Annotated in this window: 12 protein-coding genes; 3 read left to right on the forward strand and 9 right to left on the reverse strand. The window is 37.7% G+C overall.

Annotated elements, in window-relative coordinates:
• Positions 1–4: 4 nt before the first annotated feature.
• The 7 genes from ACZ5B7_RS23560 to ACZ5B7_RS23590 form a co-directional block, all read right to left on the reverse strand.
• A complete protein-coding gene (locus tag ACZ5B7_RS23560) occupies positions 5–757 on the reverse strand; it encodes a prepilin peptidase (protein ID WP_464491175.1) in 753 nt (250 codons plus the stop codon).
• 16 nt (positions 758–773) lie between these two features.
• Positions 774–1,280 (reverse strand): prepilin-type N-terminal cleavage/methylation domain-containing protein, encoded by a 507-nt coding sequence (locus ACZ5B7_RS23565; RefSeq protein ID WP_464491176.1) that lies wholly within the window; start codon positions 1,278–1,280, stop codon positions 774–776.
• 134 nt (positions 1,281–1,414) lie between these two features.
• On the reverse strand, positions 1,415–2,632 hold the full coding sequence (locus tag ACZ5B7_RS23570) for a type II secretion system F family protein (RefSeq protein WP_464491177.1): 1,218 nt from the start codon (positions 2,630–2,632) through the stop codon (positions 1,415–1,417).
• Complete coding sequence (locus tag ACZ5B7_RS23575; RefSeq protein WP_464491178.1) at positions 2,625–3,674, reverse strand: type IV pilus twitching motility protein PilT; 1,050 nt, start codon at positions 3,672–3,674, stop codon at positions 2,625–2,627. The genes ACZ5B7_RS23570 and ACZ5B7_RS23575 overlap by 8 nt, the downstream gene beginning before the upstream one ends.
• 12 nt (positions 3,675–3,686) lie before the next feature.
• Positions 3,687–5,351 carry a GspE/PulE family protein gene (locus ACZ5B7_RS23580; RefSeq protein ID WP_464491179.1) on the reverse strand — a complete coding sequence of 555 codons (1,665 nt, stop codon included), beginning with the start codon at positions 5,349–5,351 and terminating at the stop codon, positions 3,687–3,689.
• A gap of 12 nt (positions 5,352–5,363) precedes the next feature.
• Positions 5,364–6,677, reverse strand: a complete 1,314-nt coding sequence (locus tag ACZ5B7_RS23585; protein WP_464494556.1) for a G5 domain-containing protein — start codon at positions 6,675–6,677, stop codon at positions 5,364–5,366.
• 53 nt (positions 6,678–6,730) lie between these two features.
• The gene (locus ACZ5B7_RS23590) at positions 6,731–7,543 is read right to left on the reverse strand and encodes a hypothetical protein (RefSeq protein WP_464491180.1); all 813 of its coding nucleotides are present in this window, start codon (positions 7,541–7,543) and stop codon (positions 6,731–6,733) included.
• 350 nt (positions 7,544–7,893) lie between these two features.
• Here ACZ5B7_RS23590 and ACZ5B7_RS23595 point away from each other — a divergent pair, with 350 nt between their 5' ends.
• The 3 genes from ACZ5B7_RS23595 to ACZ5B7_RS23605 are packed head-to-tail and all read left to right on the forward strand — an operon-like array spanning position 7,894 to position 10,016.
• Positions 7,894–8,322 carry a type IV pilus modification PilV family protein gene (locus tag ACZ5B7_RS23595; protein WP_464491181.1) on the forward strand — a complete coding sequence of 143 codons (429 nt, stop codon included), beginning with the start codon at positions 7,894–7,896 and terminating at the stop codon, positions 8,320–8,322.
• Between the two features lie 12 nt (positions 8,323–8,334).
• Complete coding sequence (locus ACZ5B7_RS23600; protein ID WP_464491182.1) at positions 8,335–8,790, forward strand: type II secretion system protein; 456 nt, start codon at positions 8,335–8,337, stop codon at positions 8,788–8,790.
• Entirely contained in the window at positions 8,790–10,016 is a 1,227-nt protein-coding gene (locus tag ACZ5B7_RS23605; RefSeq protein ID WP_464491183.1) for a hypothetical protein, read from the forward strand. The genes ACZ5B7_RS23600 and ACZ5B7_RS23605 overlap by 1 nt, the downstream gene beginning before the upstream one ends.
• Before the next feature lie 70 nt (positions 10,017–10,086).
• Here the strand turns inward: ACZ5B7_RS23605 and ACZ5B7_RS23610 are convergent, their stop codons facing one another.
• Entirely contained in the window at positions 10,087–11,808 is a 1,722-nt protein-coding gene (locus ACZ5B7_RS23610; RefSeq protein WP_464491184.1) for a sensor domain-containing diguanylate cyclase, read from the reverse strand.
• 71 nt (positions 11,809–11,879) lie between these two features.
• Entirely contained in the window at positions 11,880–13,208 is a 1,329-nt protein-coding gene (locus tag ACZ5B7_RS23615) for a bifunctional folylpolyglutamate synthase/dihydrofolate synthase (protein ID WP_464491185.1), read from the reverse strand.
• Between the last annotated feature and the right edge of the window lie 34 nt (positions 13,209–13,242).

Below are 13,242 nucleotides of genomic sequence, written 5' to 3' on the forward strand. Positions count from 1 at the left end.
TAGGTTAGAATCCTTGATTTAAAAAATTTATATAAAGTTGAATTATATCCGATCCCCAAAAATAAGCAGATAATGTTCCTGCTGCAATAAATGGTCCAAATGGAATGGGCTGCCGTTTTTTAACGATTCTGAATAGCATCGCTAGACCACCGAGAACAGCACCGTATAGTGTCGAAAGAAAGAATGATAAAAGAACTAGTTTAAAGCCTAAGACTAAGCCAAGTACCGCATATAGTTTTACATCCCCAAAGCCCATTCCGCCTTTGCTGACAAGGGCGATGATTAATAAAAGAGTGAATCCAGAAACCGCCCCTAACAAGCTATCCCACCAAGGATTTAGCGGCCAAATAATTCGTTCCAATAAAAAAATCCCTGCAAACCAAATTAAAATTTTATCAGGGATGATCATATAATGAATATCTGAAACTATGATAATCATAAACAGTGAAATGAGTGTTAACGCAACTACTAACTCTCCTGACCATCCTACTACATATGGTGCTGCTGCAAACAATATACCCGTTAATAGTTCCATAATCGGATATATAGGAGAAATCCGCGACTGACAGCCGCGGCATTTCCCTTTTTGGATTAAATAGGATATTACTGGAATTAATTCATAAGCCTTTAATTGATGCCCACAAGTTGGACATGATGAACGTGGGGAAACAATTGATTTTTCAATTGGAACCCGTAGACCAACAACATTAAAAAATGAACCAAGAGTAATTCCATAAAGAAAAATCAGCATTAACATAATTGGAAACATATTCTTAATTTAGTACTGAACTTCTTTTTAAATCATTTTCTGCTTTTGGATTATCTTTATCAGTACCAATTTTTCTTGGAGTCGATTTATCGTTTATTAAATAAACAGAATAAGATAATTTCCCTGTAGAATTAGCTTCAACTTTTACAAATGATCCAGATGTTGGTGCAGATGCAGTTGCAATTGTAGCACTACCTGTAGCATAGTTTCCGCCATCAGGATCTTTAACTGCTTCCATATATCCTTTTGTTTCAAGGTATGCTAGTGGAATATATACAGTACCACTAGGTGCAGGCCGCATTTCATCATCACCAGCGACAGCTAATTTTGCTGAATTTATCATTTGACGGGCATTTGCAACGTGAGCGTCTTTCTTGCTGTTGTCAATCAGTCCTAAAATACTTGGAATAGCAATAGCTGAAATAATCGCAAGGATAACAATAACAGCTAATAATTCAATTAGGGTCATCCCACGTTGGTCTTTCAGTTTCTTCTTTAACTTTTGTATCATTTTTCCACTCTCCTTAATGGTTCTATTAACCTAGTAATATTGTCACTTGTATTATACATTAATAAACAAATAGAAGAAAAGAGTATTTTTTGGTATTTTGTCACTTTTTCGCAAGTATTTTACAATCTTGTCGTTTATTGATTCAATTGTTGGAATTGATCAAACATGCTAAACATTGGTACCATAATTGATGTTACGATAGTCCCAACAAGACCAGCCAGTGCCACAATCATTAATGGCTCTATCAAGGATTTTAATTGATCTGTTCCTGTTTCAACTTCTTTTTCATAGAACTCGGCAATTTTCGAAAGCATTGCATCTAATGCACCAGTTTCCTCCCCAATAACAATCATTTGTGTTACAAGTGGCGGGAAAGCCCAATGCTTTTCCATGGGGCCGGTCATAGAACGGCCTTTTTCAAGAGCATCTCGAGATTCCCGAATAACCTTAGAAAGAACATCATTTTCAACTACTTTTTCGACAATTGCCATTGCCTGAAGAATAGGTACCGAACTCGAAAATAAAGAACTAAGCGTCCTCATCATTCGTGCAAGTGCCGCTTTTTGAAGTAAATTACCGAAGACTGGCATTTTTAGTAGAAAATAATCCATATAATATTTTGTTTTTTTATTCTTATTTAAAAATGTTAATGAAATTACAAGAAGTATAACGATTATAGCAACTAGCCACCAAAAAGATTGCATAAAATCACTTGCTGCAAGAGTAATTTTTGTTATCGCAGGTAGATCCCCTCCCATTTGATCAAACATGGAAACGAATGTTGGTACAATCGAAACAAGTAAAAAGATAGTAACAGCAATGGCAATAATTCCGACAACTATTGGGTATGATAATGCAGATTTAATTTTTTGCCTCGTATAATGTTGTTTTTCAAAGTGATCGCCTAATCGGTCCAGCGTTTCGTCCAAATTACCGCTAACTTCCCCTGCTTTCACCATATTGATAAACATGGAATTAAAAATCTTTTTATGCTTAGCAATAGAATCAGACAGTGGATTTCCTTCCCTCAAATCCTGTTCCACCGCAAATAAAGCTTTCTTTAACCCTTTGCTTTCAGTTTGATGAGCAAGAATAGTTGTGGCCTCAACAACAGTTACCCCAGCTTTAATTAATGTAGAGAACTGCCGAATATAAATAACAAAGTGCTCTAATTTCACAGGATTCCCAATTGTAATATCTTTTGTAAACATTGTCTCAGGAATTTCATTCATCTCAATAACACGAATACTTTGTTCCTTGAGCTTTTCCATTGCTTCCCGTCTGGAAGAGGCAATTACGGTACCCTGCCGTTTTCCCCTTCTGTCACGTCCGGCATATTTAAACTTAGCCATTTTGCATCATCTTTTCCTGCAAATATTGCGCTGCTGCCTCTTGTTGTATTAATCCACGTTCAATTAATTCACGAATACTCATTTCAAGCGTGTGCATCCCCTGGGCACGGGACGTTTGCATCGTGCTTTGAATTTGATGTATTTTCTCACTTCGAATTAGGTTTCCAATAGCAGGATTATTTACCAGGATTTCCGTGGCCGCTCTTCGGCCTTTCTTATCTGCAGTTGGAAACAGGCGTTGTGAAATTACACCTACTAAGACTGAAGCAAGCTGAACTCGAATTTGCGGCTGCTGAGAAGGCGGAAATACATCGATAATCCTGTTTATCGTAGTTGGTGCACTTGATGTGTGAAGTGTGCCTAAAACTAAGTGTCCTGTTTCGGCAGCAGTGATGGCAATCCCAATCGTTTCCAAGTCACGCATCTCCCCAACAAGAATAACATCAGGGTCCTGTCTGAGTGCTCCTTTTAATCCACTTGCATAACTCTTCGTGTCAAAACCAACTTCACGCTGATCAATAATCGAATTTCCATGACGGTGCAGGTACTCGATTGGGTCTTCAAGGGTAATGATATGTTTCCTCATATGGCGATTCATGTAATCAATCATTGATGCCAATGTCGTTGATTTCCCGCTACCTGTAGGTCCTGTAACTAAGATCAGCCCCTGAGGCTTTTGGACTAATTTTGATATTACTTCTGGTAAATCTAATTCTTCTAATGTTGGGGTCCTTGAAGCAACGGTCCTAAGTGCAATTGACACACTCTTTCTTTGATGATAGGCATTCACACGAAAACGCGAGCTTCCTGGTACACCATAGGAAAAGTCAAGCTCACCTTTTTCCTTAAATAACTCCCACATATCTTCTGGAATAATTGCCATTGCCATCGCTTCGGTATCAGCTGGCAGTAATTTATCTGTTCCATATCTTTTTAAATCACCATTAATCCTCATAACGGGAGGAACACCAACAGATAAATGTACATCTGAGGCTTTATATTCAACAGCCGCTCGTAAGATTGAGTCGATTTTTTCCTTCATATCATCGTTCTCCTACTCTGGAATTGCTACTCGCAAAACTTCTTCAGTTGTGGTTAAGCCTTGCTTTACTTTTAATAGTCCATCATCGATTAAAAAAATAGTCTTATTTTTAATCGCAGTGTCCTTCATTTTTTGAAAGGTTTCTCCATTCATCATAATTCTGCGCATTTCATCATTAATGACAAGTACTTCATGTAAAGCAATCCGACCTTTATATCCGGTCATATTGCAGGAAGGACAACCTTTCCCACGGGTGACTTTATCGAGCTTCAACCCACGTTTTGCGAAGATTTCCACTTCTCTTTTAGAAGGTTCCTGCACCTCAGCACAATTGCGGCATACTTTACGGACCAGCCGCTGTGCGACAACCCCGCTTAATGAAGCAGCAAGTAAAAATGGCTCCACACCCATATCCAGCAGACGAGTAACTGTCCCTAGCGAGTCATTCGTGTGTAAAGTACTTAAAACTAGATGCCCTGTAAGGGAGGCCCTAATTGCAACCTCTACCGTCTCTGTATCCCGGATTTCCCCCACCATGATGATGTTCGGGTCTTGACGGAGAATAGATCTTAAGCCGGCAGCAAAGGTCATCCCCACATTCTGATTCACCTGAACCTGATTGATGCCTTCAAGCTGGTATTCCACTGGGTCTTCTACCGTAATAATATTAACCGCATCACTATTTAATTTATTTAGTGCAGCATAGAGGGTGGAGGATTTACCTGAGCCAGTGGGGCCTGTTATTAAAACAATCCCCGTGGGTTTTTCAATCATTTCATTAAACCGTTTAAAGTTCAAAGCGTTAAATCCCAATTTATTAAGGTCATTTAAAGTGGACCCCATGTCTAAAAGACGCATAACAATTTTTTCCCCAAACACAGTTGGCAGTGTAGACACACGAAGATCTACTGGATGAAAATCAAGATTTAATTTGATCCGGCCATCTTGCGGGACTCTGTGCTCTGTAATATCAAGACTGGACATAATTTTGATTCTCGCAGTCAAGACACTTTGCATGTTTTTGGGAAGAACTCGCTCAATCTTCAAGACACCGTCTATCCGATAGCGAACAAGAACCTTTGTCTCCTGAGGATCAATATGAATATCACTGGCTTTTTGAATGACAGCATTTGTTAAAATCTGATTAACAAGCCGAACAATCGGTGAATCCACATCTGTTATACTATCAGCCGGCCCACGCTCATTTTGTGGAAGTTCATCCAAGAGCTCATCCAGACCGTCGTCGACCTCATAATATTTATTAATAGTGCGAAGGATATCATCCTTTGTGGCAATGGTTGGTTCAATTTGAAATCCTGTTGACAAACGTAAATCATCAATGACAATAAAGTCCATCGGATTCGACATTGCCACCCAAAGCTTGTTTCCTTCCCGCTTTAACGGAATAATTAAGTTTCTTCTGGCCGTTTCTTTTGAAATTAACGAAAAAAGATTCGCATCAAACGGATATTGGAACAGATTGATATGTGGAATACCAAGCTGAAATTCCAACACTTCAATTAATTGTTGCTCTGATATAAATCCCCTTTGCAGGAGGGCTTCACCAAGTTTTTGATTTGAATCCTTCTCATTTAAAACAGTTTGAAGCTGCTCGGCTGTGATCAAGCCTTCTTTAATTAACAAATCACCAAGCCGTTTTCGTGTTTGCCTCATCATTTACACCTGCTTTTATTTTGGTTGTTCATTTGGCTTTCCCCAAATGTCGCTCTCTTGCTGGCCTGAATCAGATGTAGTCGGCGATTGATTAGAAGAATCGGTTGTTTGACTGCTGCCTGTTGTTCCTGGAGAATTATTCACAGTACTGGATGAACTTGATACACCCGAAGAACTTGCAGATGTTAATCCTTTAATCACGACTTTATAAACTGGCGAATAATAATCCTCTGAAAGGAATTCACTTTTAACTAGTTGTTCTCCTTGATAGACCTCTCTGTATATCTTAACAACTTTTCCTTCTGCCCCATTATTTTGAACCATTGTTTTTCCAGGGCTAATTTGTGGGCTATATTGAATAATCGTCTTTGGCTCTAGCTTCTGCTCATCTTTTGCAATAATTTCATATTCGTATAAGAACTTTTGACCCTTCAAAGTAACTTTAAGGTTCTGCCCCTCAATTGTTAACTCCAAAAAATATGGTAATTTATTTGGATTTGCAATCAACAAATCCGCAGGCTTAGCTTGGTCCACCTTCGCTTCATATCCTAAATTTGCATATTCGGGGAGAGTATTCCCAATGTTTCTTTCTATGATTGTGATATTAGAAGGTAATATAGCTTGATAGATACCAGTTGCCATTATATTTAAGGTTTTTGAATCAGTAATGTTTTGTTCCTTGGCAAAAGCTAATAAAGAAAATTGTTTTTCTGCTGGAATCTCAACTTTTGAATGTTTAGTGATGGATTTTTCTAATTCACCTGGTATCTCATTTAAATGAATAATGGAGGTATTGATGACAGCATCCTTATTGATTTTTTCAGCAAGCAGGTAATCATCGTAAATATTAAAGGTATGAGCACCCGGTTCAAATAATAGCGCCGTTTCATTCAAACTATGGTTCAGTTTATCAAGATCAATGTCCCCAATTTTTATTTGCGGAAACAGGGCTTGCAGCTGTTCCTCCACTTGAGATTTATCCACATTAATATAGACAGGGTTACTTTGCCCCTCTTTAATAGATGCTACTGTCGTTGTAGAATCCAAATCAAATTGGTTTAAATCAAATGGAGCAGTTTTTTCCCCATATTGTAATTCCATTGAAGTATCTTTAACCCAATTAACATACTTTTCTTCCAAAAGGGAAATAGCTTCGTCCGGTGTTTTACCAGTAACATCCAAAGAACCAATGGTTGTCCCCTCGGAAAATTTCCCATCTGCATTTGATAAGCTTTCAAATGCTTTAGCTCCAAAATGGGAAGAGCTGAATATAAAAGCTGTACTGATTAACAGTACAACTAGTAATTTTATGATTTGTTGATTTTTCACCAATTTACCTGCCTCCCCTAGACCCAACATTCACTCTTAATGTGACTGGCTTTTTATTTTTTATTAAGCGAAGGAATTTTGTTCACTGGCTTAATTTCATCGAGTTCTTCTAATGTATCATCCTCAAGATTTGAAGCAGCTTCTTTAGAAGCATGAAGGAATTCCAATAGTGACTCATCTAAATCATTTTCATTGTTTTCCTGAACAGCCTGGACATCTTTTTCTATTTCAAATAGGGGGTGAGTTTTAAGTTCAACAAGCAAGCCATCATCCTCAACATCTTTTTGCTCATGTTCCCCTTCAGCAAGTAAACTCTCAATATCTAATAAGTAGTTTTCTTCTACTTCTATTTCATCTGTTAGAGAACTAACATCAAGATTGGTATCTCGGTCTAGTAAAAACGAAATATCTTCATCCATACCTTCAAGTTCTTGATTTTCCTCTACAGTTCTGTCACTTATTGACGGTGTATATTTCTCTTCTTTCAATGGTTCTAACTCCATATTTAATATGGAAGCTTCAGACAATACTTCTTCCTTCATTTCGATTACATCATCACTCTTACTGCTTTTTTCCACTGTCTCATAGTCTTCAACAAAAATTTCCGCATATTTGTCATTCTGTTTATATAAAAGTGTCCCAAAACGTTTGTCAAAGAGGTAACCGACGCATAAGACTAATAGCAAAAGCACTAACGCAGTCTGCCATAATGGAATAACGGCAGCTGCCCCAACTCCTCCAAGAGCAAGTAAAAAACTTGTTATCGCAATCAGGAATTTACCTTTAAATGTAAATCCAACCTGTATTAATGCCATTACCACTAGAGTTACAAGAAAAGACCCAATGGCCAAAATTATGGTTAGCATTCATCCACTCCCCTATCTATCATTCATTTATCCTATCATTTTACATATTTCACTAAAATAATCGTTCATTCGTTATAATATTCAACAATTAGACAAATTTCATCTACTAAATATTGTATTATATTTTTACTTAGTTTAAAAGAAGCATGTAACAATTTTACATATATAATTACAACTAATGGACCATGTCAAATTACCTCTTTAATTGGTAATATTAATACTTGGAATAGGTGAAATTTGCTAATATTTGCAGTTGCTTTATATGGTTTTATTAAACTATTATTATAGTCATAGTTCTTTGTTTTTTCTGCTTTATTCGACTTGATTATCCCTGAAGGGAATGTTTATATATGAAATTTCACCAAAATGAAAAAGGAGTAACTCTTCTCGAGGTACTCTTATCCATCACTATCTTGTCTATCATATTTTTATCCATCATGACTTTTTTCCCGCAAATGGGTTTCACCAATAAACAAAATGAAGATAAGAGCCAGGGAATTAGTACCGCTAAACAAATACTAGTAAAGTGGGAAAATGATGCAAATGTAAAGAAATTCCTAGCAAATCCAGCTGGGACCGTTATAGCGGAATATAAAGGTGACGAAGGGAATTATCATATTTTTAAAACCACAGAGGGTGTATTTTCGGTAACCATTAAAATAAAAAAAAATCCACCAGACCCATCTTCCATTAAGTTAAAAGCACATCTTATTATCGTTCAGCTATTAAATAACAAGGGCAATGTCGTGAGTGTTACCTACGGCTATGTTGTAAGATAGGAGTAGATGCGATTGACAAAGAGTGAAAGAGGAATAACACTTATCGAACTGCTGGCAGCCATTACCATACTCTCCTTTATTGGTATCATTATTTGGAATGCTTTTTTCCAAGGCTATCAATTTTCGAAAAAGGCCATTTCTAAAAATTTTATGATTCAAGAATCAAATATTGTCATAACCAACCTGACAAGAATTCATCAAAAATCAAAACAATATACCATTACTAATACAGACTCCAATTGTGAAATCACAGTTTCATATATTGACAAAAATGGAGCAAATCAAACGGAGGTATTTAACAATCCGCAAATTTGCTTAACTTTTGAAATAAAAAATGGGGTTACAAATCCAGTCGTTCCCACTACAACAAATAACGTGACCATAAAATTAACAGCAAGTGATAAGAAAAACAACTCAAATAAAGTCATAATTGATACAATACTCTATCGCTATAAGGGTGGTAATTGATGTTCAATAAAAAGTCTGAAGAAGGATACACCCTAGTTTTAGTCTTACTTATTATAACTGTTTTCTCCATAATTTTTTTATCGTTCATGGGACAGGCTTTCAGCGGAACTAAACAAAACAAAATTGTGGAGAAATCCTCGCAGTCAGTTGCACTAGCAGAAATGGGAATATCCTATTACGAAGTGGAATTTCAAAGAATTTTTGAGGTAAAACAGGTTGATGTTAACAATCAAGTCATCAATATTTTAAAGGCGGATTCTACGAAGGACTATAAGGCGGAAGCTACCAAAGCCATGAAAACAGCTTTAGACCAGGCTATGTCGAACGGACTTATCAAAACAACAGTACAAGTAGAGGGCTATCCAAATTCCATCTTTACCATAAAAAATTTCACCACTACTGCTGATCCAACGAATAGAAAAATTGCTTTGAAATTTGATGTAGAAGGATCAGAAAATGGAAAAACAACTACCCTTAATGCGGATATGGTAATTGACTTAGCACTGATTAATTTAGCTGGAGGGTCAATTATCCCTGAATATAACCAGGTCGAAAAGCCTACAAATGTTTCTACCCAATGTATTAACCCATCTACTTTTACTGATATTAGCTGTCCGAATGGGGTAATCATAGACAAAAGTATGACCTATACTGAACAATACAATGGCTACGTGGGAACTATTTATTCAACCGGTGACCTAGTATTAAGCGGTAATGGAAATAAATCAAAGTTAACTCTGCATGCTGATTCAGTTTCACTTAATGGGAACTTAAACAGTATTGTCGACATAACCCTTGAATCAGAAAAAAATGCCAACTTTGGCGGCCAGCTAAGAGTAGAAAATTCCGATTTGTATATAGGCGGAAATATGACTACGGATGATCACGTGACACTTGCTTTATCCTCTAGAATTTGGACGAGAGGCACTGCCTCAATTGGGAAAATCTTAACAATTGATCCCACCTCTACGATGTGTGTAAAGGGGGATTTATCTGCCCAACAGCTGAATATTCAGGTTAATGGAACCCAAAAAGGACGTTTAATTATCAAAGGAAGTGTGAATGTCGACCCAAGTAAAATCAGCGGCAATCCACCCATCATCGTTACGAATTCCACCGATAAAGATTTTCTTACACAGAATTGCGGAAACACCTTTGATGATTATAATTCCATCGATTGGAGTAAATCTAATGGTGCCGTTATTGGTGATGTAACATACAATTAATACCATAAAAAAGGGTGAAAGGGAGATTGTTTAACACTTTCTCCTTTCACCCTTCTTTATTTAATAATATTTAACACGACGAATACTCCGCAACTCGATTCCGTCCAGCCCTTTTCGCCCCTACATAAAGCGCTCGGTCGGCATGCCGGATCAGGGCAAGGGCATCCTCTGCATCCTCTGGTGCGGTCGCCACTCCAATTGATGCCGTTATTTTGACATGTTGCTTCTTTTGTTCCTGATCAATCGTTTGATAGAGGGTAAATGGCCAATTGGCGATGGATTCTCTGATTAACTCAGCCGTTTGATAGGCCTCCTCTTTGGAAACATCAGGTAAGAGAACAACGAATTCTTCACCGCCATAGCGGGCAACGGTACCGCGACTTCCTACTAATTTATTGATTCTTCCTGCAATATCTATTAGAATTTCATTTCCACTTTGATGGCCATATGTATCATTAATCTTTTTAAAATGGTCAATGTCAAGAATGATTAACGAAATCACATCTCGCTCAAAGCGCTTTAGCAGCTCAAACTCCTTCATTAATGCGTTTTCAAAGTAGCGGTAATTATATAATTTAGTGAGTGAACAGCGTTCGCTTTGCATTTTCGTGCGTTCGTAATGCTTGGCATTTTCCAAGGCAACGGCAAAATACGAGCAGAGAATATCGACAATCGTCAGCTGATATTTTTCATAGGCTCTTTCCTTCTTCGAAGCAAGCAGCAACACGCCAATAATTATTTTATTGCGCATAATGGGAACGCTTAAAATACTTCCGGCATCCTTTGGCAGATACCCACCACTCGTAATATGTATCCATTCCTTTTTTCGCGAAAAAAGACAGGCCTTTTGCTTCTCCCAAACCATTCCGGAGATTCCTTCATTTTTTTTTAATGGCGGCCTATGATAAGGATCTACCCTTCCTTCTTCAACATAGCGGGTCAATTTCAGTTCATCACCGGAAACTTCAAAGACATATGCATAATCTACTGGAAGCATTCCCCTAATTTTTTGGATAAATAAGGTAACAACATCATCCACTTGGAGGCGTTCCGCCATTTGATGCCCGATTTCAGCCGCTTTTTGCAGATACTTATTAATTTTTTCACTAGAGTAATAGAGATTAAAAATAACCGATAAGCTGACGAACGGAATCCCTACAAAAAGAAGCGACAATAACCGTAATTCATTATAAAGAATGTATAACACAACACCGACTGGAATGGTAATAATTGTCGTCAAAGTCTCTACCAATAAATCTTTTCCAAAGTAAGCGTTCTTACGCTTATAGATAAAAAATAGATTGAAAGAAACAATGACTTGATTAATAAAATAATTTAACACCGCATACAAAATAGCCAGCAAAAAAGCTTCGCTATCCTTCGTAAGGAGCGGAGCCGTTTGACCACCGAGCAGAAAATAAACAGTACCGCTCAAGAACGAAACAATAAAGAACATGATCATATTAAGCGGCAAGCGAAATAGTTGCTCTTTTTGAATTCTTAGTTTTAGTAGTAAAACAAGTACTGCAATCTGAGTAAATACCATTTCCACAAACAATCCGAAAATTAAAAAAACGGTAAAAGACACCCATTGAATGAGAAAAATCGGCACATTATTGATCATAATTGGCATACTTGCCACAATGGCCATAAGCGCTAAAAAGGCAATAAGTTCATGCCAATTTCCCGACAGGTGCGGGGGAAAAGTTTGATAGGTGAACCACATTCCAGCTGGTACTAACATAATCCAGATCAGATAAATTGCTGTTTGGACATGTGGTTTAACACCCATCTTCCTTCCCCTCCTCACCTAATTATTATTAATTCAAGATAATTTTATTTTACCAAAAAATAGCCAATCTGTCACAGAGAAATCGTCATATTTTTCAAATATTGACAAATAATTGGCTTTGCTTCTGAGATAAAATAAAGAGAGCCCGTGATGACAAGCATGTCATTGTCATTGGGAGGCAGGTGAGAAATTTCTTCTTTTATAAAAGGCAGCCAATCTTCGACTGCGAATTTATTTGCAGATTGGCTGAGTTTCAGCAAGTCTTCAGCATTAGCCGCTCTTGGAAAATCAAAGCTTACAAAAGAAATCTGAGCCGCAATTTCGTCAAGCTTGGCTATCATTTTGTCTAGCTTCTTATCTTTTAATGCCGCAAATATAATATGGATATTGCGATTGGCGTATCGAGTCGATAATTCATGAACCAATGCTGTAATTCCCTCATCATTATGTGCACCATCGATGATGACTAGAGGGCTTTCAGATAAAACCTCAAAGCGGCCCGGCCAATAGGCCTTCTTCAACCCTCTCCTGATGGCCTGTTCAGTAACTGAAATGCTGGCATGTTGGTTTAAATATAGAACTGCACTGACGGCAAGTGCTGCATTTTCGGTTTGGTGCTGGCCAATCATGCTTATTTCAAGCTTTTCTAATGTATCCCCCGTTGTTTGTAAAGTAAATATTTCACCTTTTAAGATTGATTCATGAGCATCAATCGAAAACTCTTGATTTAAGCGAAATATTGGTGCCTCTTTTTTCTCCGCCTGTTCCTCAATTACCTTAAGTGCTCCAGGGTGTTTGACTGCTGTAAAAATCGGCGTCCTTTCCTTGATGATTCCCGCCTTCTCAAACGCAATTTCCTCATGGGTGTTGCCGAGGATGTTGGTATGATCAAGACCAATGTTTGTAATAAGTGAAGCCAATGGCTGCACAATATTCGTGGAATCAAATCGTCCGCCAAGCCCGACCTCATAAAGGACGATATCAATTTCAGGTTGATTGGCAAAATAATAGAACGACATGGCCGTGATAACTTCAAATTCTGTCGGTCCGCCAAGATCTGTTTCCTCTAATTCATTTGCCAAAGGAAGAATGACATTTGTTAATTCAAGTATTTCTTGATCTGTGATGGGCTTACCGTTAACACTGATTCGCTCGTTGAATGTTTCAATATAGGGAGATGTAAATGTACCGACTATATACCCTGCTTCCTGTAGAATGGAACGGAAATATGTAACCGTTGAACCTTTCCCATTTGTCCCGCCTATATGGACAGTTTTGATTTTTGTTTCCGGGTGGCCGAGCCTGTCCATCATCCACTCCATCCGTTTTAACCCCGGTTTAATGCCGAGCCTGAGCCTTGCATGAATCCAATCAAGGGCTTCTTTATAAGTAGTAAACATGTCTTACACCCCTTTTGTTAAAAAAATAAGCCAA

The sequence above is a fragment of the Neobacillus sp. S1115 genome (assembly GCF_055385565.1).